This window comes from Paenisporosarcina sp. HGH0030 (assembly GCF_000411295.1).
Lineage (GTDB): Bacteria > Bacillota > Bacilli > Bacillales_A > Planococcaceae > Paenisporosarcina.
In genome coordinates this window covers 1,598,916-1,622,996 of record NZ_KE150421.1, presented here as the reverse complement: position 1 = coordinate 1,622,996, position 24,081 = coordinate 1,598,916, and the positions used below count along the sequence as shown (strand labels likewise).

23 protein-coding genes and 1 pseudogene are annotated in these 24,081 nt (G+C 36.0%); 17 read left to right on the top strand and 7 right to left on the bottom strand.

Translation table 11 applies throughout. The features are described from left to right. Positions 1-65: 65 nt before the first annotated feature. Together HMPREF1210_RS18400 and HMPREF1210_RS18195 are read left to right on the top strand one after the other, a co-directional pair. Positions 66-362: a hypothetical protein gene (locus HMPREF1210_RS18400; protein ID WP_016428134.1), complete on the top strand. Its 297-nt coding sequence runs from the start codon at positions 66-68 to the stop codon at positions 360-362. A gap of 347 nt (positions 363-709) precedes the next feature. After that, positions 710-868 (top strand): hypothetical protein, encoded by a 159-nt coding sequence (locus HMPREF1210_RS18195; RefSeq protein ID WP_016428133.1) that lies wholly within the window; start codon positions 710-712, stop codon positions 866-868. A 38-nt stretch (positions 869-906) separates the two neighbouring features. Here HMPREF1210_RS18195 and HMPREF1210_RS07945 read toward each other — a convergent pair whose 3' ends face one another. Then, complete coding sequence (locus HMPREF1210_RS07945) at positions 907-1,317, bottom strand: hypothetical protein (RefSeq protein ID WP_016428132.1); 411 nt, start codon at positions 1,315-1,317, stop codon at positions 907-909. A 468-nt stretch (positions 1,318-1,785) separates the two neighbouring features. Here HMPREF1210_RS07945 and pcp point away from each other — a divergent pair, with 468 nt between their 5' ends. The 5 genes from pcp (at position 1,786) to HMPREF1210_RS07915 (ending at position 6,241) form a co-directional block, all read left to right on the top strand. Next, on the top strand, positions 1,786-2,421 hold the full coding sequence (gene pcp, locus HMPREF1210_RS07940) for a pyroglutamyl-peptidase I (protein ID WP_016428131.1): 636 nt from the start codon (positions 1,786-1,788) through the stop codon (positions 2,419-2,421). A 601-nt stretch (positions 2,422-3,022) separates the two neighbouring features. Next, on the top strand, positions 3,023-3,766 hold the full coding sequence (locus HMPREF1210_RS07935; RefSeq protein ID WP_016428130.1) for an ABC transporter ATP-binding protein: 744 nt from the start codon (positions 3,023-3,025) through the stop codon (positions 3,764-3,766). Beyond that, the gene (locus HMPREF1210_RS18190) at positions 3,726-5,144 is read left to right on the top strand and encodes a hypothetical protein (protein WP_016428129.1); all 1,419 of its coding nucleotides are present in this window, start codon (positions 3,726-3,728) and stop codon (positions 5,142-5,144) included. Before HMPREF1210_RS07935 ends, HMPREF1210_RS18190 begins: the two co-directional genes overlap by 41 nt. Position 5,145: 1 nt before the next feature. Continuing rightward, positions 5,146-5,460, top strand: coding sequence for a hypothetical protein (locus tag HMPREF1210_RS07925; protein ID WP_016428128.1), 315 nt, complete (start codon positions 5,146-5,148; stop codon positions 5,458-5,460). Positions 5,461-5,986: 526 nt separating this feature from the next. Continuing rightward, a complete protein-coding gene (locus HMPREF1210_RS07915) occupies positions 5,987-6,241 on the top strand; it encodes a hypothetical protein (protein WP_369758001.1) in 255 nt (84 codons plus the stop codon). Positions 6,242-6,582: 341 nt separating this feature from the next. Here HMPREF1210_RS07915 and HMPREF1210_RS07910 read toward each other — a convergent pair whose 3' ends face one another. Then, the gene (locus HMPREF1210_RS07910; protein ID WP_016428125.1) at positions 6,583-7,437 is read right to left on the bottom strand and encodes a dimethylarginine dimethylaminohydrolase family protein; all 855 of its coding nucleotides are present in this window, start codon (positions 7,435-7,437) and stop codon (positions 6,583-6,585) included. 177 nt (positions 7,438-7,614) lie between these two features. Between HMPREF1210_RS07910 and HMPREF1210_RS07905 the strand changes: the two genes are divergently transcribed. Further along, a complete protein-coding gene (locus HMPREF1210_RS07905; protein WP_016428124.1) occupies positions 7,615-8,361 on the top strand; it encodes a YqcI/YcgG family protein in 747 nt (248 codons plus the stop codon). Between the two features lie 345 nt (positions 8,362-8,706). After that, positions 8,707-9,702, top strand: coding sequence for a YecA family protein (locus HMPREF1210_RS07900; RefSeq protein WP_016428123.1), 996 nt, complete (start codon positions 8,707-8,709; stop codon positions 9,700-9,702). Positions 9,703-9,800: 98 nt separating this feature from the next. Here the strand turns inward: HMPREF1210_RS07900 and HMPREF1210_RS07895 are convergent, their stop codons facing one another. After that, positions 9,801-10,706, bottom strand: a complete 906-nt coding sequence (locus tag HMPREF1210_RS07895) for an LCP family protein (protein ID WP_147640337.1) — start codon at positions 10,704-10,706, stop codon at positions 9,801-9,803. A gap of 211 nt (positions 10,707-10,917) precedes the next feature. On the opposite strand from HMPREF1210_RS07895, the gene HMPREF1210_RS07890 reads away from it, so the two are divergent. Next, positions 10,918-11,190, top strand: coding sequence for an excalibur calcium-binding domain-containing protein (locus HMPREF1210_RS07890; RefSeq protein WP_016428121.1), 273 nt, complete (start codon positions 10,918-10,920; stop codon positions 11,188-11,190). Between the two features lie 61 nt (positions 11,191-11,251). Here the strand turns inward: HMPREF1210_RS07890 and HMPREF1210_RS07885 are convergent, their stop codons facing one another. Continuing rightward, entirely contained in the window at positions 11,252-12,127 is an 876-nt protein-coding gene (locus HMPREF1210_RS07885) for an SDR family oxidoreductase (RefSeq protein ID WP_016428120.1), read from the bottom strand. A gap of 357 nt (positions 12,128-12,484) precedes the next feature. Here HMPREF1210_RS07885 and HMPREF1210_RS07880 point away from each other — a divergent pair, with 357 nt between their 5' ends. Continuing rightward, positions 12,485-13,207 (top strand): gamma-glutamyl-gamma-aminobutyrate hydrolase family protein, encoded by a 723-nt coding sequence (locus HMPREF1210_RS07880; RefSeq protein ID WP_016428119.1) that lies wholly within the window; start codon positions 12,485-12,487, stop codon positions 13,205-13,207. Positions 13,208-13,292: 85 nt separating this feature from the next. Here HMPREF1210_RS07880 and HMPREF1210_RS07875 read toward each other — a convergent pair whose 3' ends face one another. Beyond that, positions 13,293-14,792 carry a UDP-N-acetylmuramoyl-L-alanyl-D-glutamate--2,6-diaminopimelate ligase gene (locus HMPREF1210_RS07875; protein ID WP_016428118.1) on the bottom strand — a complete coding sequence of 500 codons (1,500 nt, stop codon included), beginning with the start codon at positions 14,790-14,792 and terminating at the stop codon, positions 13,293-13,295. A gap of 257 nt (positions 14,793-15,049) precedes the next feature. Here HMPREF1210_RS07875 and HMPREF1210_RS07870 point away from each other — a divergent pair, with 257 nt between their 5' ends. Further along, a complete protein-coding gene (locus HMPREF1210_RS07870; protein WP_016428117.1) occupies positions 15,050-16,009 on the top strand; it encodes an NAD-dependent epimerase/dehydratase family protein in 960 nt (319 codons plus the stop codon). A 561-nt stretch (positions 16,010-16,570) separates the two neighbouring features. Here the strand turns inward: HMPREF1210_RS07870 and HMPREF1210_RS07865 are convergent. Beyond that, positions 16,571-17,243, bottom strand: a pseudogene (locus tag HMPREF1210_RS07865) (nitroreductase family protein). Between the two features lie 67 nt (positions 17,244-17,310). Here HMPREF1210_RS07865 and HMPREF1210_RS07860 point away from each other — a divergent pair. The 3 genes from HMPREF1210_RS07860 (at position 17,311) to HMPREF1210_RS07850 (ending at position 20,724) form a co-directional block, all read left to right on the top strand. Then, positions 17,311-18,141 (top strand): STAS domain-containing protein, encoded by an 831-nt coding sequence (locus HMPREF1210_RS07860; protein WP_016428115.1) that lies wholly within the window; start codon positions 17,311-17,313, stop codon positions 18,139-18,141. A gap of 141 nt (positions 18,142-18,282) precedes the next feature. After that, the gene (locus HMPREF1210_RS17295; protein ID WP_016428114.1) at positions 18,283-19,572 is read left to right on the top strand and encodes a general stress protein; all 1,290 of its coding nucleotides are present in this window, start codon (positions 18,283-18,285) and stop codon (positions 19,570-19,572) included. A gap of 585 nt (positions 19,573-20,157) precedes the next feature. Further along, positions 20,158-20,724, top strand: a complete 567-nt coding sequence (locus HMPREF1210_RS07850; protein ID WP_016428113.1) for a C40 family peptidase — start codon at positions 20,158-20,160, stop codon at positions 20,722-20,724. Between the two features lie 152 nt (positions 20,725-20,876). Here the strand turns inward: HMPREF1210_RS07850 and HMPREF1210_RS07845 are convergent, their stop codons facing one another. Then, positions 20,877-21,431, bottom strand: coding sequence for a biotin transporter BioY (locus tag HMPREF1210_RS07845; protein ID WP_016428112.1), 555 nt, complete (start codon positions 21,429-21,431; stop codon positions 20,877-20,879). A gap of 298 nt (positions 21,432-21,729) precedes the next feature. Here HMPREF1210_RS07845 and HMPREF1210_RS07840 point away from each other — a divergent pair, with 298 nt between their 5' ends. Next, positions 21,730-22,164: a MarR family winged helix-turn-helix transcriptional regulator gene (locus HMPREF1210_RS07840; RefSeq protein ID WP_016428111.1), complete on the top strand. Its 435-nt coding sequence runs from the start codon at positions 21,730-21,732 to the stop codon at positions 22,162-22,164. Positions 22,165-22,171: 7 nt separating this feature from the next. Next, positions 22,172-23,740, top strand: a complete 1,569-nt coding sequence (locus tag HMPREF1210_RS07835) for an MDR family MFS transporter (RefSeq protein WP_016428110.1) — start codon at positions 22,172-22,174, stop codon at positions 23,738-23,740. Positions 23,741-24,081 lie beyond the last annotated feature (341 nt).

Here is a 24,081-nt window from a genome sequence, read left to right as displayed (position 1 = left end):
ATTGAATGTTTGAAATTATCTATTAAACTGTTGTAGGAAAAATTTATTTTAAGGGGAGTTCGTGAATGACAGACTCTATCACAGAATTTAGTATTAACAGAGATGAGTTTATATGGAAAATGGAAAGAGGACTATTCTTTCAAAATGATGCCTCTGCAATCGTATTATGGGACTTAGAAATTGAAATCTTATTGCAAACTTTGGATAAACACTTGGATATCGAAAAGAGCAATACAATATTGAAGGACTTTGGATTTCGCATGGGAGCAATAGCAAGTAAGTACTATTCTGAACGGATGGATCTTGAAAATATTTTAATTCAATTCAGTGATATTATCGCAATGCCGGTTGGGGAAATGTGAAAAATCACTAAGTTTTCCAAAGAAGATAGAAAGGTGATTATTGAACTTCACAATAGCTGGGAACATAGGGTTTTCAAATCAATTAATAAAGATCAAGAATGTATTATAATGCTGAGTTATTGGACAGGATTCATGAGTGAATTGTTGAAAGAAAATATGAGCTATTCATTGACAAACAAAAATCAAAATTGCATGGATTATTGTGAAATTAAACCGTTTGTAAACGAATAGTACTTTCGATGTAATCTAACTCTTCATACATAAATATTTAAATTTCATGTTATAAGTTTGATTATTAGGGGAAAATCAACTATGACGGAAATTTTATAATGGAGAGGTGAAAAAAAGTGAAAGACAATGAAAAACAATCTGCAAAAGAATTTGCAAATCAATCAGCTACTGAACAAACACAAAAAGAAGACCAGCTAAGTAAAGAAGAAAAAGAAAAACTTCAAGTGAAAGATGGTCAGAATAACCATCACTTGGATGAGCGTGGAGGGTACTAATCAAAAAACCGTGATCCCATAAGGATCACGGTTTTTGTTTATTCATTTGGCAATCTTTTTGCATTTTCTTGTTTCGCTGGTGAGTCATTGTTATCTTCAGGCAGTGATTCTTTTGATTTTGGTGCAGCTTTATGCTGAGATTTTGGGAAAGCTTGTTTTGCTTCTTTCTTAGTGTCCTTGCTTAGTACACTTTCGATATAATATTGAACACTGGTCATGGCGCCTTCTTCCACCATACGATTGTCATCCGGATCGTTAGGATCTGAGAAACCTGATTTTGTCATTTGGCATTGTTTTACATTTTTTGAATCCATGAATGAGGACACTTTTGTCATCGTATTATTCATCATGATTTTGGCTTTTTCACGATTTTCTGCTTTCTGTAGAAACATATAAGCCGTAGCTGCAAGACCTCCAATTAATAATGAACGTGTATTTCCTCTAGACATCGTCATCCCTCCAATTGTTGTTAAAAATCAGTTATCTTATATGATACCCACTTTCACAAACAATCACACATTTTCTTTCATAATTCCAATTTGCTTTCCTAAAATAATTCTGATGGATACTATTTAATCGTAAGGATGAAAGGTATATACGATGGTATTTAGGAGATTTCGTGTTGTACATCTTTTTGAATTGAATAACTTTAATTCAACTCAAAATCAAAATTGTACTTCTAATAATTATGCGTAAAAATATCTTTCGAATTTATATGAACATTACAGAGTGATACTTATTACTCAGATTTGTTAATTGAATTTCATTTTATACGAAGAAATACCAATGGAGTGGTCTATCTATTTGGACTGAAATCGATAAAATTCCAAATAATATTATCTATAAATTGTTTGCTTTTCGAAATAAAAGAAGCTATACGGTACAATAAAATCATGTGAAAAGGAGGTTGCTAGCTTATGAAGAAAACATTGTTACTGACAGGTTTTGAACCATTTTTAGAGTTCACGGTGAATCCAACTATGAAAATAGTGGAGGAATTAAACGGACAAACGATTGGAGATTATCAAATTATAGGGAAAACGATGACGGTTGATTTTAAGTCATCAGGGGACCAATTAGTCGCATTGATAGAAGAGTTACAGCCGGATGCAGTCATTTCATTGGGATTGGCAGGAGGTCGCTCAAAAATAACACCAGAACGCATCGCGATCAATGTGAAAGATGGTGCTGCAGATAACGAAGGACATACACCTGTGGACGAACTTATTCATCCTGAAGGTCCAGCAGCCTACCTTTCCACGTTACCGATTCGAGGGATGGTAGAAAAATTAAACGAATCCGGATTTCCTGCATCCATTTCAAATACTGCGGGTACATATTTGTGCAATAACGTGATGTACGAAGGACTACATACAATTCATACAACCAACTTAAATATCCCATCCGGATTTATTCATATACCAGCTTCCCATGATTTAGCCATCCAACATGGAAACATCCCAAGCTGGTCGCACAAAGATTTGAAAAAGGCGATATCGATTTGCATTACAGTGCTATCCGAGAAATCTATTAAATCAAAACAAACACCATAGCGAAAAGCTACGGTGTTTGTTTTGTAATTGGATATGTAAACATTAATGTGTTGTAATCCTACATTTATGCTAAGCCGCATGTTCCGCGTGAGCCCACAAGTATGAAGACCACATACTTGTGGGTCTCATTCTTCACGCACTTGCGGCATGCAAGGCGTAATACACTCTCACGTTTTATATTCAATAATCTAAGCATGCATATTATAGCCACTTGTGAAAAGTAATCGTAATACCTACTATTTCTAATAACTAAATTTAGAGTAAAAAATGGGAAATTTATTTATAAAATTATGGAAAATAATGCTTTTTCGGAAAAAGTTTCTCAACTTAAATAAGTAGCCTTTTTTTTCTATAATAGTAAAATAAGTATATAGATTACAAAACGAGTAGCCATCAAGAATTTTTCCTATTTGTCATTTTACATTTCTCAGTTAAATAAACAAAAAGCATTTTTTAAAGTTTTTTATAATAAATTTTAAATATTCTGAAATGAATCATTGACTAATTTTTCCTTTATGTTACATTAAAAATACCATTTTTTAACTTAAAATTTACTTATTACCAATAAATGGATTTTAATATGTCTTGCGGGGGGTAAAAAATGCTATCTATTCAAAAAATTCACCATTCTTATGATAAAGAACAGCCAATTTTTAATGATATCAATTTGGAAATTAAGAGAGGAGAATTTGTAGCAATTGCTGGACCCAATGGATCAGGAAAAACCACTTTAATTAAACTGGTATGCAATTTACTGAAGCTACAAAAGGGTTCCATCACTTTCAATGGAACATCTCATACTTCTTTGTCTGTACAGAGTAAAATTGTCTATTTACCTAGTGACGATTATATTCCCGAATTTTTAACAGGTCGAGAGTATATTATGTTAATGTCCAAGTTATATAAAAAGAACATAGACGAACAAAATTTACAAGTAATTTCATCTCACTTAAGCATGAATAAGAAACTTTCGGAGATGGTGGAATCCTATTCCCATGGAATGAAAAAAAAGCTTCAATTAATAAATGCTCTTTTATTAAATCCTCCATTAATGATTATAGATGAAACCTTAAATGGCATTGATGTTGAGGCGAAAGAAATTATAAAAATATTACTCAATGAGTATACGAAAAATGGTGGCACCATTATAATTTGTTCACATGATTTAGAGTTGATGCAGGAGATAAGCAATAGGGTGATTCTTTTATATAAAGGGGAAGTATATCTGGACAATCGCGTAAGCAATCTTACACGATCACTCTCAGATTCATTTAAAGAGTTGATGAATTTAGAGGAGGTGAAAAATGAGATCCGCACAAGTTTTCAATTTAGTACATCTGATTAGCTTATATTTCACCAGAAAGGTTTTTAATATCGGTCCTCTAAAAAGCAAAGCATTTAGGGTTATCTTTCTATTAGTCTTAGTGATGATGCTCGGTATTTTCACTTTTATGCTTTATTCATTCTTTAATCTAATTGGGAATGAAAACCTTGAAGTTCCACTTATCTTAAGAGTGTATAGTATGACAATCATGTTTTGGTCTTTAATTATTTTTATGTTTGTCAAAATACTTTTTATGAAGTCCAACAGTTTTCTTAAGATGACAACCACTCTTCCTGTAACGATGAATGAAAGAAATAGCGCACTTTTAATTTTTGAAACGGTGATATCTATTATATTAATCTCATTGTTGTCAAGTGCTGTTGTCCTTTCACTGATCCTTACATATGGAACTCAATTCATTTTGTTATTAATTAGTACAGTCTTCTTCTCTAGTATTATTACGTATTTAATCTTACAACTTATTAATAAAGTCATCGTCTTTATTCTCAATTTTTTCAACCTGAATCCTTTAAAAGACATCGTGACAATCTTTATTTTTAGCCTAGTGTTCTTCTTTTTATACCAAGATGCTAATTCTGTGGCAGAGTCAGTTGTATATGCATATCTCGACGAAAAGGATGTTGGATTTAATATTTTAATATCATGGTCGATTTTCTTTGAACGATTCGACTTTTGGATTATTTTGGTCACTTTTATGATATCGTTTTTACTTTTGAGTTTCTTGAATATCAAAATACCTGATAAAGCGTACATGTCTACGCAAAATTATTTGAAAATTGAATTATTTAAACGATTTAATAACCTATTGGTCTCCTATGTGTATAGTATTCTCAGGAAGAAAGATACCTTTAATTACATAGGTGTTTCGTATATCATCTTCCTCTATTTATTTATGGATAATAAAAGTGAATACTCATTATATGCACTTCTACCTTTGGCGTTTAATGGAATTTATCATTATGTAAATACCAATTCTATTAGAAAATTATGGTGGAAAACGAATTATACGGTTTGGAAAGACTACGTATTCCTTATTAGTAGTCAGATTTTATATATACTGTTCATTTCATTACCATTGGTGATAATTGTATTGATTTTTAATACAAGCCTAACAACAAACTTTATGGCTTTAGCATCTGTAACTGTTGCTGTTTTTTTATTCACACTGGTTGGTATCCTTTTTCCACCATACGATGATAATCCATTCTCTGTCATTATCAGTTTCGTAATTATTTTCACGATAATAATTGTTTTGGCGATAGGGATAGCAATTCTTCAATTGTCTACTACACAAAATTTTATATTTGTCGGTTTTATCTTTTTTGTAATTATATATTTCAGTATATTTGGCTTAAAAAAAATAAGGGAGGAAGTATAAAATGAAAAAAGTCTTTATAGGATTCAATGCATTTTTGGGGGCCTTTGTTACAACTTTAGTAATTCTAGTTCTTTCATTTCTTTACATGTTGTTCAGTGAGGGCGGCAAATTAGGAAAGAGAACAGTTTACTTTGACACTCTTTTCTTCGATTCAGCCGATAAGGCTGATGGTTCCGTTTCTTTACACTTTGGAGTTGAAAATTATCTTCCAGCAATCCTTACAGTGATTATACTTACTATATTTTATATGATTGTTTTCTTCACTTATAAACTTTTACGACAAAAACAAATCCAACTTAAAAATAGCCATAATTAAGCCATGAAACAAGTCACAAAAACAGTAGAAGACATAAATCTTATGAATTTTTCATGGTTATTCCTTAAAATCAATAAACCACTGGTGATAATGATCATGGTGAGCATCTTATTACCAATGCCACTGTTTTTGAAACTAGAAGTTGCTTTTTTAACAGTCCAACAATTCACCTTGATTAGTTCGTTGCTTATTTCATTCATGCTGCATGAATACTTTCATATCTTATCATTTAAGGTTTTGAAAAAAAAAGGTGCTGTGCGAATTGAGAGTACATTTTTACGAATTTCGATTATTCCTCTTTTTCACCTAAGTAACTATCAGATAGTGATGATGGCTATGATGGGACCATTGATTTGTTTCACTATAGGGTTGATTCTTTTCATGACAGCTAGTTCTCAGTTAATGATGTATGTCTCTTATATTTTTCTTCTACACATAATCTTTCTCTTGCCTCCCTTTGGAGACGGGATGATGATTATTAAAGCATATCTCAGTTCTCAATTGAAAGGAGGTGAATAAATTGACAATGTCCATAAATAACAGTTTAATCGGTATTTTGGTTTTTCTACAAACCATGAAGGTGAAAGCTATTAACTCTTTTCAAAAGCAAATGGTTAAAAGTGATGCTTGGTTTTTAATCTTTGCAGCAGTATTATTAGGTTTGGCATTTACTATTTTTGCAGGTCTAATGATTTGGTGTGTTGTGTATCAAGGCAAAAAATTCACAGGCAACTGGAAATGGTCCCAGTGGGGAGTCAGCGTTTGGGCTGAATGTGCATAAGAATTATTTAGTCTGAGCCCTAGAGAAGTAGTTACAAAAATCATGTATTTATGATCACTTCATTCCATAATCCTAGGGTGAATGATTAACGGTGTATTGGATTTGAAAGATTGATTAGTAATTTATATTCTTCTGCTGGCACAGAAGATATTAAATGACACTATAGAACTCATACTGTTTAACCGTTTCAATGATAACCACCATATAAACATGTGATAAATGAAAGTGTTTCTTTAGGGTATTATATTGTATTAAACAAAAAGAATCCATTTTGAAGCAAGACTGATCAAAATGGATTCTTTTTATTGTGCTTTAGTATGCAATTTTATAAAACTGCCACTTTATCCTCGTGCAATTGGCATAGTACAACATCTGAAAGATCCCCCAGATTTGATGATTTCTGAAAAGTCCACTTCAATCACTTTATAGCCTTGCCTCCGCATTTTGTTGTTGACATGGGCGTTGATAGGCAAACTGAAAACTCTTTTATGTCCAATGGATAACACATTCGTACCCATCGTAAATTGTTCTTCCTTACTTACTTCAATTAAGTGATAGCGGTTTGTTAAAAATGATACAGTTTCCGCGTCTAGTGCTTGTGGGAATATTAATGCATCGGTGGGGGAAAGTATATTGAATACACAATCCAAGTGTAAATATTTAGGGTCAAATGGAATCGCAACTATTTCATAATTCGGCAAATCGGAGCGAAGCTGTTCAATTGCTGAATTACATGTACGATGACTAAGCCCTATATAGATTGTCCTATCGTCAATAATGACATCTCCACCTTCAATATGGTTTTGAGATAATTTTTGGAAAGGTACGTGATGTGTGTTTAACCACTTCTCTAGAACGGTTTCTTCTCCTTGTCGGATACTGCTTGCCATTTCAGATACAAAGGTCTGATTGCCAAGAGTGAATCCGATATCCCGTGTAAAAACTTGTTCAGGATAAGAGGCATTGGCAGGCAGTGTAATGACGTCGACGCCTTCTGCACGCATTTTCTCAACAAAATCATGATGTTGATTCAAAGCACGTTCAATATTGATGTTTTCATCTTTATATTTTTTTTGAACATCGTTGATAATTTCATCAATCGACATAAATTGGGGTTCACAAACAATAACTTTTCGCAAAGTGTCATATTCACTTTGGCAACTCGTTTGAATAGAATCGGTACTTTCAATGCTCATCTTTCATCCTCCATGAAATTGTAATTGTTTCTTCTGTTATTCCCGTAACGGTAATAAATTAACATAAAAAGAAAGAAAAAATTTTTCAATATTTAGATGAGATTGTTTCGAATCAAAGGTAGAGGGTATTTGATTAATAAAATATGACATACATGCTATTTGGTGGAGGGAATTTGGATGATAAGAAAGAAACCGGCTTTATTGACAAAAGAGGATTTTTCTACACGATCGGATCTACCACAATGGTTACTCGATGAATATCAAACTTTTCATAATACAGTTACGGATAAAACTTTTCCCTGTTATTTCGGGATGAGTGGAGAGTTAAAAGGCGAATTGCGTTATGGCTTTATCACACAGGACGATTGGTCAAATCTACCCAAAACGTTGGAAGGTTTCTTGGACTTGTTTAATAACCCTAAACATAAGCGTCATGGCTTATTTGTTTTTGTTGAACCATTTGAAGTCGAAGGCAAATTAGAGCAATACCGCAAACAATTTTGGGACATTCTTCAGTATTTACACGAAGTCGACCCAGTGGAATGGCCTGAAGATGCACCACGGAATCCAGCCCACTATTTATGGGATTTCCGTTTTCATGGGGAACCTATTTTTGTTTTTGGTAATGCTCCAGCTTACAAACAAAGAAAAACACGACATTTAGGTAACTCCATGGTGCTCGGTTTCCAGCCACGAAAAATATTCCAAGGGCTAGAGGGGACTGAAAAAGGGGGCATCATGTCCCGCGAAAAAGTTCGCGAACGCGTAGAGGCATGGGACCACCTGCCAACGCATCCGGATATCAGCCATTTCGGTGATCCAGAGCATAATGAATGGAAACAATTCTTTATCGGAGACGACATTGAACCCATTAAAGGGAAATGTCCATTTAATCATAAAGCAATGACAACCGTTGAAAGTTAATTTAGTCATGCCTTTTGTTAGGTCAAGATTTGTTTAAATTTATTGAAACGAGAATAGAATGTACCTGAGCGAGAATAGTCGACAGGAAACCGCGAATAGAGAACCTGGATTCGCGAATAGATCTGAGGAAACCACGAACTAGACAGAAAAATCATCAAAAAGTATCCAACTCTTGTTGTATGACCCTTTTGTTTACAGCTAATCCCTGTCAGCGTGCATATCTTAATAATGAATTTATCCATATCCGCGCTATTCCGTAAGTCCCACATCCTTCGTACCCTGTATTCATGCTGGATTGCATGTTACACTAGGGCGTAAACTTTATTAATCGAAGGACGTGTTTGAATGGTAGGACGTAATGATCCGTGTCCATGTGGAAGCGGGAAAAAATTTAAAAAATGTTGTGAACGCAATCAGGAGCCATCAATTGAAGCTGTTCGTTCGGAAGAGTTGGATAGAATGCTCCAATCATTTTATGACGAGTATCCCGAACGCAAGGATTTTCCAGCATTGCTAAGTGTAATTAAGGAATGGAAATCGAAGCTAGAGAAGTATTTGCTTGAAGAAATGATAGAAGCTATTGCAATCGACGAATTCTTCTTCCATCATAAACCAGAAATCTGGTTGAAATATGTTGAAAAGCAACAAAAGAAAGCGGTGCGACCATCTGTTATCAATGTTCTGGAGCATTGGAAAACGCCTTCCGTACTTTTGGGAGAAGTCGTAGAAGTAGCACAAGAGTTTATGAAAGTAAAAAATATCCTTACGAATGAAACACTTTATTTAAAACGTGAAAGTGAAAAGCCTGTTCCTGTTGGCGTGCATGTTTTCTGCTTCATGCTGCCGGATATCAGTTTAAAAGACAATCACTTCTTGGCGGTTTCAAGCTTAATATTCCTCCCAACTGACCATCGGGATGTTATCAATACCTACGCACAATCAAATGCTGTCAGTACAAAGGAAGAGGCAGCCAACTTCTTGCAAACACACCTCATCGATTTCTGGGAACTATTAGGGGCAAACGGTTACGCGGGAGGCGAATTTACTGATTTCGAAGCTGGTATCCTTCTTGAAGTAATGGAGCGACTCGAGAAACAAAATCGTAATCCTAAGCCATTGTTGAATATCATTGAAGACTATTTGGTGACCAATCAACCGAATGCCAGAAAAGAAGCGGCCGTAGCTGCAGGTGCCATTCGATTTGGGCAAGAGCATCAATTGTTTGAAGGACCATATTGGAGCGTTAAAGAAATAGCTGAATGGTATGGAGTATCAACTCATTCATTAAATAAATATTATAAAGATATTAATGAGTTTTATTCAGTAACGTTAGCTAATTAATTTGTAAATCCCGCCTCTATTTACAATAGGGCGGGATTTTTTAAAATTGCATCAGTAATCATACAAAAAAGCTTCTTCAATTTTGAATGGAGCTTTTTTCAATCTTTCAATTCTAAATGTGTCTGCAATTGTAGCTGTATCTTTTCAAGTTCATGTGAATCTAACACGTAATACCAGACACCATCCGAAATTTGCCCATGTCCTTCTTGTAAAGAAAGTGATTCCAGATGACTAAAAGCCTCTTTATAATCTTTAAAAATTTTCTTCATTTCATCAAACGTTAAATTCGTGTGCACATTGTCGCCTGCAACAGCTAATAATTCTTTATATTTCCACACACTATTGAAAGATTTCAGTTTGTTGAAAATAGCATTAAGTACGATTTTTTGACGTTCTTGTCTGCCGAAATCCCCATTTGGGTCATCATACCTCATTCGAACGAATGCTAATGCTTGTTCACCTTGTAAATGAATAGGACCAAGTTGATACATAAAATCATCCACTTCAAAAGCTAAATTGTTTTCTACGTCTACACCTTCAACGGCATCAACTAATCCGATAAATCCTTCCATATTAATCGAAACTGTATAATCTATAGGAATCTGCATTAAATTTTCAACGGTAGCTTTGACCATTTCTACACCACCAAAAGCATAGGAGTGATTAATTTTATCTTCTTTGTTCAATCCGATCAATGTTGTATAGGTATCTCGAGGGATGCTAATGATTTTCGTCGTATTATCAGTTGGATTTACGGTGACTACAATCATTGTATCCGCTCGTCCTCTGTCGTTTTCTCTCTCATCCACTCCCAATAACAGAAAAGAAAGTGGGGGCTTCTCTTCAATTAGTATAGGCGTAGATCGGAAAGTAGACTCAGGAAATTTTAAGGGTTCGTGCATTTGTTCAACTGTGGATTCAACAGTTGAATAGACATGATAAATTGCAAATCCTGTAACCAGAAATAAGAAACTAACGATCGTGATAAGCTTATGACCCAACATCCATTTCACTTGTATTTCAACACCTCTCTTCACAATATATCCAGCAATAGTGGCAATTAGAAGTGAGTGTATCGATTTTAAAAGTGATGAAAAAATTAAAAGGGAGATTAGTAAAGCACACTTGATAATAACAAATAAATTAGATTCTCTGGACAAATAGTCTATTTTTAATGTATGATATTGGTAATTAAGTAGTGTTGGAGGAATATTAATGAAAAAGAGAATAACTAGTCTTCTTCTTTCTGTTGCATTAATCGGAGGAATGGTAGGACATACACAAGTGGAAGCAGCTCCTAAGGTGACATTAAAGGAATATAGTAATTGCAAAGAAATTAATAAGATTTATCCAGGTGGGATTGCACGGTCATCAACAGTGAAAAATAAAGGTGGGGCAACTAAGTACAAACCTTTCGTTAATCAGAAATTGTATGATTTAAATACTAAGAGTGATCGTGACAACGATCTGATTGCTTGCGAACGTTAAACAAATAACCATAAGAAAAAGCACATCTTTGATGATGTGCTTTTTCTTATTTTATGATTTTCTACGAAGAAACGAAGTCTCCACCATTTACATGTATCGTTTGTCCGATCATGTAGCTTGAGTCAGAAGATGCTAAGAAAACGTAAGCCGGAGCATTCTCTGCAGGTTGTCCACGTCTTGCCATTGGTGTGTCGTCTCCCGCCTTGGCTACTTCTTCTTTGCCAAATGTTGCAGGAATCAAAGGGGTCCAAATCGGTCCTGGCGCTACTGCATTCACTCGAATACCTTTATCGACCAAGTTCAGTGCCAGGGAGCGGGTGAATGTAGTGATGGCACCTTTTGTGGACGAGTAATCGATTAAATGTGGCGAACCTCTGTAAGCAGTAACTGAAGACGTGTTGATAATGGTGTCCCCTTTCGATAAATGGGGAAGTGCTGCCTGAGATAAGTAAAACATCGAGAAGATATTTGTTGAAAATGTTTCTTGCAATTGGTCCGGAGTGATTTTCAAGAAGTCTTCTGTAGGAAATTGCTTACCAGCATTATTCACCAGTATATTTAGCTGACCAAATTCTGCAATCACCTGGTCAATGACGTCGTGGCAATTTTCATCATCACTCAAATCAGTTGCAATTTTCATCGCTTTCCCGCCGTATCCTTCCACCAGTTTCACCGTTTTATCAGCATCATCATGCTCATCTAAATAGGCGATTGCAATATTCGCACCTTCTTTGGCATAAGCCACGGCAATCGCACGACCGATACCACTGTCTCCACCTGTAATGAGTGCTACTTTTCCAGCCAGTTTGCCAGAACCTTTATAATCTTTATCGTCGTAAATCGGTTCGGGATTCATTTTTGATTCAATTCCAGGTTGGTGATCTTGGGTTTGACCTTCAATTTCTTCGTGAATTTTTTCGTATTTATCTTTTGCCATGATACGCCTCCTCAAAAATTATGATATGAAAATTATTCCCTTCACAGGCTGATTCAAACGTGAAAAAAACGTTGCCTTTATGACAACGTTTGATTCATTCAAGTTTCTTAATAGTGATTGCTGCGTTTAAGATGATCTCATCACTTTCGATATCAGTCTGTAAGTCTACATAAGTAGAAGATGATGTTTGATTTCTTATTGTCAATTTACTATTAGATTCTAATGTAAGTATGACTAAACCGGTATTAAGGGGGGATTTCCTTCAGATGGCATTTGGAATATTTAGTTATGTTTTTCCTGAATCTAAGAGGGTAGATAAAGGAATAAGAACTTTTTTAAATAGAACGGAGAATATACATGAAACCAATTATTGGAATTACCGCAGAAATTACAGAGGGAGGAGGATATTTCATGCCATGCATTTATCCAGATGCTGTGACACAGGCAGGTGGAATTCCTTTAGTGATTCCTCTTATTCCGGGAGAAGATATCGATGCACTTTGTGAACAAATTGATGCACTGTTTGTAACAGGAGGGGAAGATATAGATCCTTCTTATTATGACCAAGATCCTCATGTGCATTTAGGGAAAATCGCTCCACGTTTGGACGCGATGGAGCATGCTTTAGTGCAAAAAATGTTGGAGCTTGATAAACCATATATCGGTGTATGCCGCGGTTTACACATGTTAAACGTTGCAACAGGAGGTTCTCTCTACCAAAGTATTCACTCTCAAAGAGAAGAAGCAGTAATGCAACATAAACAACAAGCAGAGCGTACTCATCGTTCTCATCCAGTAAAAGTAGACAAAGATAGTCGAATGTTTGAAATGCTTAAAGAAGCAGAGTTCAGAGTGAATTCTTTCCACCATCAAGCCTGTCATGAAGTAGGTGGACCGTTAAAAGTAGTAGCACGTGCTAAAGATGGCATCATTGAAGGCGTAGAAAGTACAGAGCATTCCTTCGTTTTTGGTTTCCAATGGCATCCAGAGGAATTTGCAAAAGCTGGAGATGAACCGTCTAAACGAGTCTTTAAGGCATATATTGATGCAGCGATTAAACGAAAAGAGAAGAATAACTAAACCAAAAAGAACTGCTGGCTTATTGGCAGTTCTTTTTTTGTTTCATTTAAGAAACAAAAAACCTGTTGGCGCGGGGCCAACAGGTTTATACGCTCAATTTTGTATTGTAAAAATAATTGTGAATAATTTCTTCATCCGAATGAGGAATATATTCCCCTTTTACAATTTGAGAGCCGTTTATACATCCACTCGTCAGTAAAACAATATCACCAGGTTCACTTGCTTTCAACGCTTTCATAACGCCCTCATGTCTTGAAGGAGCGGTCAAAACTTCTTGTAAATATGGTTCGGTAAAACCCTTCAGGACAGCGTCAACAACATTCCAAGGATCATTATAGCCAGGATGATCAACTGTGACAATCAACGCATCTGCTTTTCCTTCTGCTGTTTTTGCCATTTTGGGCATCTTAGAGAAATCTCTAATGCCTATTCCAGTAATTAAAGTGATTAATCGGTTATGAGGTAATTTTTTTACAGCCCGCATAATCGCTTCTAATGCAACAGGTGTATGTGCATAATCCAAAACGATTGTTCTATTTTCAGGTCCGTGAATAACTTGGAAGCGGCCATCTACTTGTTGCATCTTGGGGAGGACTTGCAATATTTCCTGTAGGGAGACATTCGCAAATAAAGCAGCACCAATCGCGGAAACTAAATTACCTACATTATATTCCCCGTAGATGGGGACATTAATACGATACGTCTGGTCTTCATAAATTAAATCGAAAGACATTCCATCAAGATGATGCTGTATATTTGTCCATACTAAATCTGCATTGGATTCCACATTACTGGAATATGTCAGTATAGATCCTTGTACGGCTTGAATAATGTCTTGACTCATCCCGGCATCGTCCAAATTAATAACACTTGCTTTAGCCTGTGTAAACAATCGAAGCTTGCACATCTTATAATGTTCGAACGTTTTATGATATTCCATGTGCTCTTCAGAAATATTTGTATGGATTGCCACATCAAATTCAAATCCACTTACTCGATGCTGATCTAATGCAATCGAAGACACTTCCATGGATGCCGCTTTGTCCCCATGGTTCACAAGCTCAGTGAAAATAGCTTGTACATCCGATGACATCGGGGTGGTAGGCGTGCTTTTTTTGAGATGAAGTTGTTCATCTGAAGTGAAAATGCCATTCGTACCGAGCATCCCACAAGGCAAATCGAGTAAGTTTAATAAGTTTCTTACATATGTAGCAACTGTTGTTTTTCCATTCGTACCGGTAACACCGACTTTGAATAATTTATCTGAGACATAATGATTAAATTCAATCGCTATAAAAGCCAAGGCTTCCTGTGAATCATGCACTAATACAAAAGATAATAGGGGATGGGAAGAAGCATAAGATTCGAGGGTACTTTTGTCTGAACCCACGATAGTGGTAGCGCCGTTTTGAATTGCTTCATCTATGTATAAGTGACCGTCGGTTTCTTCTCCTATAATGCAAAAAAAGGCATACTGATTTTGTACATCTCTTGAATCGTACACAATCCCAGCCGTTAGCTGCATAGACGGTCCATATACGTGGAGCGCTTTTATTTGAGGAAGTTGAGTCCATTGAATATCCATGAAATGCTCCTTTATCTTCAATAAGATTAGGTAAGTTTAACATTGCACGCATTGAATCTATAGCACAGTTCGACAAAATGCGAGTATTTTCCCACACGGTTTGCTACTCCATACCCTATATCCTTTTTTATATCTAACTAAAACGTCCTATGTCGTATTTAGTATGCTTTAAAAACAAGAAGCAATGCTTTAACTGAAATTTTTAAAGGTTTTTTTTAATATGCGAAGAAATTGTAAGAAGTAGAGGAGATGGGAAAATGAAAATTTTAGTGCTTGGTGGAACATCTTTTGTAGGACGTCACTTAGTGGAAGCGGCAGTCAAAAACGGACATGAAGTGGTATTATTTAACCGGGGAAAAACGAATCCTGAAGTGTTCAAACAGTTAAGGCATATTCAAGGAGATCGGCGGAAAGATGCGGAGAAGTTACGTGAAAAAGAGTGGGATGCAGTCTTAGATACATGTGCTTATTCTCCTCAAGACCTGCATCCAGTGATAAGCGTATTGAAAAATAAAACAAATCGTTATATGTTCATTTCGACCATTTCGGTTTATGACGATTACAAAAAAGGCAGACCTAATGAGTCAAGTTCTACTTTTGCACAAAAAATCGAGTCAGATGAAGTGACTGGTGAAACTTATGGACCATTAAAAGTTATGTGCGAAAAATTAATCAACGAAACCTTTAAGGACCGTGCATTGATTATTCGTCCATGTATCGTTGTAGGTCCGCATGATCCTACAGACCGATTCACGTACTATGCGAAAAGGTTAATGGAAAACGGGAAAGTTGCTTTACCCGGTGGGAATGAACCTCATCGCATGGTCCAATGGATTGATGTAAGGGATATGGCTAGTTGGATTGTGCAAATGATTGAAAATGGGACAACTGGTACATTTAATGCAGCTTCAAATCCACTGTCAATGGAAAAATTCATTGACAGTATAACGACAGCTACAATTGAAAAACAATGGATTCCTGACGCCGTTTTGGAATCAACGGACTTGGGTTCCCGAAGATATCCTTTTTGGGTATCCATTTCACAAGACTATCCCGAAGGTTTTATCATTGTTGAAAATCAACGAGCAATCGACAACGGGCTGACCATTAGACCTTTAGCCACGACTGCACAGGATACAAGACAATGGGCAATAAATCGAGAGTTAAAGGCGGGGCCGACAATTGAACAAGAGCAGTCGCTTCTCAAAAACAAGTAGTAGATTAGACATAAGAAACCTTTGAGAAGTGCAAAAAATAGTGTATACTTAAATCAGAAAGACTAGGTGTGTCAGCACCTAGTCAACAATCGCTAATGTACAAAATAGCGGTTGATCCAGATTAATTCAGAAAAAGCCGTCTCGCCTAATCAGTGGGGACGGCTATTTCTTTTTAGCGAAAAAAATGACTAATGATACAACGATTGAAAAGCCCCCGATCATTACAGTTGCAAGCTGCATAAGCAAACTCATCGATTCAAAACTTGTCATAGGCATCACCTCCATTCCCTGGAAGTGATCATCCGCTACCTGTCATCTACAATTGTTCCTTTTATTATAACATAAACAGAATATATGTTCGTATTTTTGTTGAAAAAAAGAACATAATTTTGGTAATGCCATTTTTTGCTCGTTAACTTTCATTAACGAGGTGGTTTACATTTTTCAGGGAACTTCATTTCTTTAATAGAGGGAGTCTCAAAAGGATTGATTGAAAATCCTTTTGAATCAGAAAATTTTTTTCCAAATAAAACCTTGTTTTTTCAGGAAATCTTTCATATGTTACCGACGGGCTTCCCCTAAAAACTTAGCCATTGATTGGGTCCAGTTGGTCGTCTTTTGATTTGAACCTCTAGTAGCGTAATAATTCTCCATCGTCTGGTCGTAAATGGATAAGAGGGTATGATATTTTTCACTATTATATTCATTTTCATGTACAATCGCTTCGACTGGAAAACGTGGTTTCGCTTCATATTTTTCATCTGGGACACCCATTGTCATTGCAAAAACGGGAAATACTCGACTCGGTAGATTTAATAGTTCTGAAATTTCATCTAGGCTGTTGCGGATTCCACCGATGTAACAAATACCATAGCCGCTATAGCCAAATTTTGTGCGAAAATTGCAACATCTGTTGTTCTGACGATTACATTTTCTGTTGTATCCGCTACAATAGTAGTATCATTAATTACACCAGCAATTTGTAGTCTCTTAAAATCAACACAACAAACAAATACAGCTCCAGCTGTTTCCATTTGTGTCGGTTTTTTTGATAATTGCCCCAATTTGTTCGTGATAACTTAGTCCGTTATCCAAATAAAACTATAAGCTTGTACAAAATGAGAACTCGCTGCATGTTGAGCAACTGAAATAAGTTCAAAACTTCTTCTTTTGACAATTTCTTGTTTTTATATGTACGAATTGAGGTTTGAGAAGAAAGTAAATCCAAGACCAACCGAAATCATCTCCTTTCTACATATCGTCACAGAAAGGATTCTAAAATGTGAAGGAGTGCCCTCAGCATGCACAGGAATATGGATCTTTATAAATACTTAATAACAAAAGCCGAAAAATTAACTGATGACTGGTACAAATCGATTGATCAATCTACTGCAGTAGGTGTATATGCATCTAAAGATGCAAAAGATATTAATCGTTTAAAATCTCAAAATTATAGTTTTCATGAACATTTAATTCAGGTTTTTTTGGAAGATGAACATGAATTCTTTAAAGCTTTTGAAGTTTGGTTAAACGAAATTGTTACCGATACTGGTCATCAATCTACACCCACTCATATAATTTTGCAGGAATTCCTCAATGTACAAAGACAATATCTTAGTATGATTGAGAGTTTTGAAAGAGAGAATGAAGGAACTTATACAAAAGAACAAATTTATTCATGGAATCATATTATTCTAAAAGCGTTCAGTAGGGTTATGACTAGATTTGTAGAAGTACACGATCAGCTATCTTTGCGAAGGCTAAAAAGTCAGCAAGAATTGATTAATGACTTGAGTGCTCCGGTGATTAAATTACATCAAGATGTTGGTTTACTTCCTGTAGTGGGTGAAATCGATACGCAACGAGCTAAATATTTGTTGGAGAATACATTGATGGAATGCACGAAAAAATGCATTACTCATTTGTATGTAGATTTATCAGGTGTAAATGTAATTGATACAATGGTAGCCATGCAAATTTTCCAATTAATAGATGCATTGAAGATTGTCGGAGTTAAGACTACATTATCCGGAGTTCGACCAGAAATCGCTTTGACAGCAGTTCATCTGGGTTTGAACTTCAAAGACATCCATATAGCTGGAAATCTATCCCAAGCATTACAAATGAAATAGACTAAGATAAACCTGTGCTCAGCTGAGCACAGGTTTTTTTGTGCAATCATATTACAGTCTGATTAAAAGTTTTCAAAAGTGTTTAACTTTAATAAAGCGTTGGGTAGATAGAATGTAAATCAAAAAATAGGAGGTAACCCCATGAACTTTGAATCAAATCGTAAAATTGAAGTTGCTCGTACAGAGGATGAAATGTATGAAAAATTAGAACAACTAAAAGCACAAGGTTATTCCGAGAGTGATATACATGTCATTTCAAAAGATCATGCACACATGAGTACATTAAATCGCTATTCTGAAGTTTCGACGCATGAAGCGGGTACATTCATGGATAAATTCAAATCATGGTTTACGGGAGAAGATTCCGTTAAAGAAGGTCTGAGGAAATTAGATTTAAATGACGCAGAAACTGATCGCTATTCAAAAGATGTTGCTAGTGGTGGGTTTTTACTGTACACCGATGCATCGCTAAACGATAGAGTCACAGATTCTCACCAGAATGAGTTTGAAGAAGGCTATGATACGTTTGGATCAACTGGAAACAGTTATGAATCTTATCATGGAGAAGAGCGGGCAGTTCAACCAATTGAACCAGGTTTCGAAGACACGACTCGTAACGAAGCGACAAGACATTCAAATGAGTTTACCGCTTCAGCACGTACAGACTTTGTTGAATCACGATTCAATGAAACAGATAAAAATCTTACTGGAGATTCCACAACCTTTAGTGCAGAAGAACCGCGAAGCGAAATGACTTTTGACAGTGGTAAAAATCCTCAAAGAGAATATGCTAAAGAAAAGGGGTTTGAACCGTCAACAAATGATTTTGTTAATGAGACAGATGGTCGTTTCGACGAACCTACAGATCGTTTTGGGCGAGGAGAAACTTTCGCTACGGATCCATATTTGGCCAGAGAAGAAGACCATATTGGTCATTCAATGCAGGAAGATAGAATGGTTCGGGAGAATCGTCCGAATATTCAGGATACGATTAAGAATGAACAACAGACAGATGGATTCCAATCTCCTGGTGTAGACCCTAATTTAGGACCTGCAGCATTTGGTAGTGAATTAAATAATGATAAATCCACTGAGGAAATGAAACACGATTTTGATAGAGATCCTCGAACGGAAGAAAAACGAGTTTTTGGGACTGAGTATACAGCAGGTAAACATAACGAACCAACTAATCAATCTGAAGAAAAAGCTTTAAATAAGTACAACACATCCGAAGAGCCAGAGTATAGAGAAACTGGTTACGAAAATGAAGGACATGGCAATGCATTTGCATTCGACACGAATTCTACTGAGAATGAAATTCCCTTAGGTGGTGTCGATGAAGATGAAGATGTTACAACGAATCAATATGAGGAAAGCTTAGATAGAGATAAATATCTTCGCGAAGTTCCCCCAAACAGCAAATTATTTTAATAAATGGTAGCCATGCTGCCCATACTATTGCTATAAGATGACCTCCTTATAGAAAAACCCCTTACAGAATTCAGCGGCTGTAAGGGGTTTTGTGCGTTTAGAATATTGGCGATAGTAGAATGAAAATCCGTCATATAAATGATGTTTCCAACAAGTCCGCCTAAGCTGACTTTCAATAGGGGAATGGGAAAATATATTTACTTCTGTTGAGAATGGATTAAAACTGCTTAATAATCATTGGAATTACTTGAAGAGTGATAGTCAAAAGAAAATCGGTGTACTTTCAAATGATTTGTCGATGAAAGATGGAGTAATTAAGTCGATTTTGAGTGGATATACAGCCAATAACATAGTTTCTGAAAAACTAAGAAATTGTGTGAAGCTGCTATTGGCAATTGTCCTTTCTACCTGTAAATGACAATAGTCTCCAAATATTTCCCGGGCAATAACAAATCACGAGAGTAATTACTGACAAAATTATTCTTAATACGAGTTGTTTCTATAATATAAATTATATTGACTGAATTTTCGTATTTTAATATGATGAGTATAAGATTTTCAGAGATTAGATGGGGGATAGAGATAGTGAAGAAAAAAATAATAATAATTTGTCTAATGTTATCGACTTTCAGTTTAACTTTCAGTCCGATTGTAGAGGCATACAGCACAACAAAAACACATACTTCAACTATGGCACAGTTAAAGAAATCTTCTATTCTCAAGAAAAAAACTCAAACAGTTGAGCCGATTGCCAAACCAGTTTCTATAACTGGACAAGCAGTATATGCAAATATTGCTTCGATCGCTCCTAACTTTGTCGGAACGCCATATGTTTTCGGTGGGAAAACACCTGCTGGCTTTGATTGTAGTGGTTTTATTCATTACGTTCATCAGTTTGCGGGGCTGGATATACTTCGGATGAGTAGTGAAGATTATTTCAAATTATCATCCAAAGTGAATGTACCTGTAGTAGGTGATTTAGTATTCTTTAAAGATACATACAAAGAAGGAATTTCCCATATGGGCATTTATATGGGAGAAAATACATTTGTTCATGCCGGATCAAAAGGTGTAGAAATCACAAAACTTGATAATCCGTATTGGCAACTACACTTTGTCGCGTTTAAACGTTTTAATGTTGTAACGGACTAAATGAAAACAAGCACCGGAGTGAGTATCTCCAGTGCTTGTTTTAACTTTCCGTTATGTAAAATAGTTCCTTGAGAATCGAAAACTCGATGGGCGTAAATAACCCGTATCTACAAAGCGCTTTTTTAGATACGGGGTTAATCAATTGTCTTCGCTTATGAAATTGTAGCTGGTAATAGCTTTGCAGATGTTAGACGTTTACGAACTAGAATCCCTGTAGTTGCAGCAAGTATTGCTTTAATTATTCCCACCAGAATAAATGGAGTTACACCGCCAGTTAAAGCTGCAGTCCAACTTAGTTCAGCGACGAATTTCAACCAAACAGCACCAAATGAAAGAGTAATAATCATCGCAATGATATTTGCGATGACAGCATTTTTAACTGTAAATCCGAATCGCTCCAGTAGCCAGCCTATTAAGAAGGCTGCTGGAATGAATCCAATTATATAGCCTCCAGTAGGACCAAAAACTACTCCGATCCCTGATGACATTTCACTAAATACAGGTAATCCTGCAATTCCCAACATTATATAGACTAAGACGGACAATACCCCATAACGCTTGCCTAAAATGGTAGCCGCCAGTCCAACAGCAAGGGTTTGTCCAGTAATTGGAACTAGTGGAAGGGGAATAGTTATTTGTGCCATAATCCCAATAATTGCTGCGAATAGAGCGGTAACAATTAACATCTTAAGGTGTTCGTTTCTCATATGTATAACCTCTTTTCATTAAGTGAACTATTTATTAATTTTAGTTAACACAAATAGTATCATAATAATATTCTGCTATTTCGTCAATACTTGCTTAATATTATATATATTTGGGTCAAGATTTATCAGTCCTGCCTTATTCACTCTATTTGACAGGTTTCTGTTGAATGGATTTTTTTGTGTGCACAATTTTGACTTTTGTTTTGGAAAGCAACACAATTTGACAACTGTCAGTTCCAAGCTTACTATACTAAAGTAGTTAAGTTACTAAACTATTTAATGTTGAAGGGGTTTTTCCATGAACGATCGCAAAGAAATAATTCAGGAGTTTGTCCGATCTTTCCGCTATTTAATAAGAAGTACTCGACAAGATTTTGCGGTCGAATTTGAAGGATATATACCATTTAATGAATTTACGGTTCTACGTGCATTGGAAGAAGATCGTACACTTCGTGTGTCCGATGTGGCACGAAGATTGAATTCAACCAATAGTTATGTCACATTGACGAGTGATAAATTGGTGCAAAAAGGATTTCTCATCCGCGAACGCAATGATTCAGATCGACGTACGGTTTATATGACTTTGACTGATGAAGGATTAACGCTCGTGAAGAAAATGGACGAAATAATGTTTGCATATTTCAGTAAAACGTTTGGCGATATTTCAAATGAAGAAATGCTCTCAGTCATGAATATTCTTCAGAAAATTAAGCCAAACGAGAGAAAGGTTTGATTTCTACTTGGAACATTTAAAACAAAAAGAAAAAGTAACTATTATGATTGCGATTATTGGGGCACTATTTTTTGCAGCAGTTAACCAAACAATCGTCAGCAATGCTTTGCCAAAAATCATTTCTGATTTAGGTGGTTTGAATTATTACAGTTGGGTATTTACCAGCTTTATGTTAACGAGTGCCATTATGACAGTCGTTGCAGGTAAACTTTCGGATATCTATGGAAGAAAGCCGTTTTTTCTAATCGGTATTTTAATATTCTCTGTTGGCGCATTTTTGTGTGGCACATCCGCTTATATTGAACAGTTGATCATTTATCGTGCCATCCAGGGTGTGGGTGCAGGCCTTATTATTCCTACAGCCTTTGCGGCAGTGGGAGACTTGTTTGCCCCGCGAGAACGTGGAAAATGGCAAGGTATTATGAGTTCTGTATTTGGTATATCCAGTGTTCTTGGACCAACTATTGGTGGATATATTGTCGATAATCTAGACTGGCGATGGGTATTTTGGGTGTTCTTGCCACTAGGTATTGTCGCTTTTGTATTGATATTAAGGCTGTTCCCTAAAACAGAAAGACGCCAAAATGAGACCATTGACTATTTAGGCACTTTCTTCCTTACCGGAACATTGGTTCCAATGTTGCTTGCGTTTTCATGGGCTGGTTCTAAATATGATTGGTCATCAGACATCATCTTGTCGCTATTCGCAGGATCGATTGTTTCCTTGGGGTTGTTTATTTGGGCTGAAAACCGAGCGAAGAGTCCAATATTGCCTTTGCACTTGTTTAAATATGCCAATTTTACATTCTCAAATATTATTGGCTTTGCGGTAGGAATAGGCATGTTCGGTGGTCTCATGTATGTGCCTTATTTCGTTCAAGGCGTACTAGGATATTCCGCAACACATTCCAGCTTCATTTCGATGACCATGACTCTTGGTTTAGTCGGAGCGAGTGCATGGGGTGGACAATTGATTACAAAAACAGGGAAATATAAGCGACAAGCCACTTTTGGTCTGGCGGTTTCTGTCGTTGGTCTTTTATTATTGTCCCAAATGGACATGGACATTTCCCAGTGGCTACTTGTGCTTTACTTAATTTTGGTAGGCTTTGGTATCGGAATGGGCTTGACCGTATTTACTATGACTGTTCAAAATTCCGTTGGATCTGAATATTTGGGTGTAGCAACAGCATCTACTCAACTTTTCCGATCCCTAGGAGGAACAGTTGGTGTGGCAGTTCTCGGAACAGTATTGAATACATCGATGAAGGATAAAATGGCTTCATTCGATTCAAGCAAAGTACCTGAAGCTGCAAGAGAAACATTAAGCAAATTCCAAAACCCCAATTTATTATTGGATCATACACAACTCGAGTCCATTCGGGCACAGTTACCTGAACAAATGTTGCCACTATTTAATGATTTAATGTTGCACTTACAACAATCATTAACATTTGCTTTATCAAATGTATTTTTAGTAGCGGCAATTGTCATGGCGATCGCTACACTTTTGACATTTACCATTAAAGAAGTTCCTCTGCGCAGTCAAAAGCAAAAACCTAATTTAGAAGAATGAGTCATAATTCATGATAAAACCAGACGATAGAGTATCCATGTGGATGCTCTTTTTTGGGATAATAAGAGTAAGAAAATTTTAAAAAGTATTATATGGAAGAATCGATTTTAGGGCATAGCTGTTGTGTGGCAAAGTATGTTGTAATAGACAACTATACGATATCGAGAAATAAATCATTTACTTTAGTCAGTTAAAGGATTAAGATGGTTGTTCTATTGTTTTTAAGCTACAATCAACATGCTTAATTATTTGATGGGTATCTAAAATTATAGAATTGCTATGTCTAGCTCCAAGCGCTAGCTCGCACCTTAGCTTCAAACCCTCAGGCGAAAGCAAAGGGA

Coding starts and splice junctions, on each gene's coding strand:
- HMPREF1210_RS07860 (WP_016428115.1), top strand. CDS start 17,311: ATGCACAGGAATATGGATCTTTATAAATACTTAATAACAAAAGCCGAA.
- HMPREF1210_RS07875 (WP_016428118.1), bottom strand. CDS start 14,792: ATGGATATTCAATGGACTCAACTTCCTCAAATAAAAGCGCTCCACGTA.
- pcp (WP_016428131.1), top strand. CDS start 1,786: ATGAAGAAAACATTGTTACTGACAGGTTTTGAACCATTTTTAGAGTTC.
- HMPREF1210_RS18400 (WP_016428134.1), top strand. CDS start 66: ATGACAGACTCTATCACAGAATTTAGTATTAACAGAGATGAGTTTATA.
- HMPREF1210_RS17295 (WP_016428114.1), top strand. CDS start 18,283: ATGAACTTTGAATCAAATCGTAAAATTGAAGTTGCTCGTACAGAGGAT.
- HMPREF1210_RS07945 (WP_016428132.1), bottom strand. CDS start 1,317: ATGTCTAGAGGAAATACACGTTCATTATTAATTGGAGGTCTTGCAGCT.
- HMPREF1210_RS07880 (WP_016428119.1), top strand. CDS start 12,485: ATGAAACCAATTATTGGAATTACCGCAGAAATTACAGAGGGAGGAGGA.
- HMPREF1210_RS07870 (WP_016428117.1), top strand. CDS start 15,050: ATGAAAATTTTAGTGCTTGGTGGAACATCTTTTGTAGGACGTCACTTA.
- HMPREF1210_RS07895 (WP_147640337.1), bottom strand. CDS start 10,706: ATGTTGGGTCATAAGCTTATCACGATCGTTAGTTTCTTATTTCTGGTT.
- HMPREF1210_RS07910 (WP_016428125.1), bottom strand. CDS start 7,437: ATGAGCATTGAAAGTACCGATTCTATTCAAACGAGTTGCCAAAGTGAA.
- HMPREF1210_RS07915 (WP_369758001.1), top strand. CDS start 5,987: ATGTCCATAAATAACAGTTTAATCGGTATTTTGGTTTTTCTACAAACC.
- HMPREF1210_RS07900 (WP_016428123.1), top strand. CDS start 8,707: ATGGTAGGACGTAATGATCCGTGTCCATGTGGAAGCGGGAAAAAATTT.
- HMPREF1210_RS07885 (WP_016428120.1), bottom strand. CDS start 12,127: ATGGCAAAAGATAAATACGAAAAAATTCACGAAGAAATTGAAGGTCAA.
- HMPREF1210_RS07840 (WP_016428111.1), top strand. CDS start 21,730: ATGAACGATCGCAAAGAAATAATTCAGGAGTTTGTCCGATCTTTCCGC.
- HMPREF1210_RS07925 (WP_016428128.1), top strand. CDS start 5,146: ATGAAAAAAGTCTTTATAGGATTCAATGCATTTTTGGGGGCCTTTGTT.
- HMPREF1210_RS07905 (WP_016428124.1), top strand. CDS start 7,615: ATGATAAGAAAGAAACCGGCTTTATTGACAAAAGAGGATTTTTCTACA.
- HMPREF1210_RS07845 (WP_016428112.1), bottom strand. CDS start 21,431: ATGAGAAACGAACACCTTAAGATGTTAATTGTTACCGCTCTATTCGCA.
- HMPREF1210_RS07890 (WP_016428121.1), top strand. CDS start 10,918: ATGAAAAAGAGAATAACTAGTCTTCTTCTTTCTGTTGCATTAATCGGA.
- HMPREF1210_RS18190 (WP_016428129.1), top strand. CDS start 3,726: ATGAGATCCGCACAAGTTTTCAATTTAGTACATCTGATTAGCTTATAT.
- HMPREF1210_RS07935 (WP_016428130.1), top strand. CDS start 3,023: ATGCTATCTATTCAAAAAATTCACCATTCTTATGATAAAGAACAGCCA.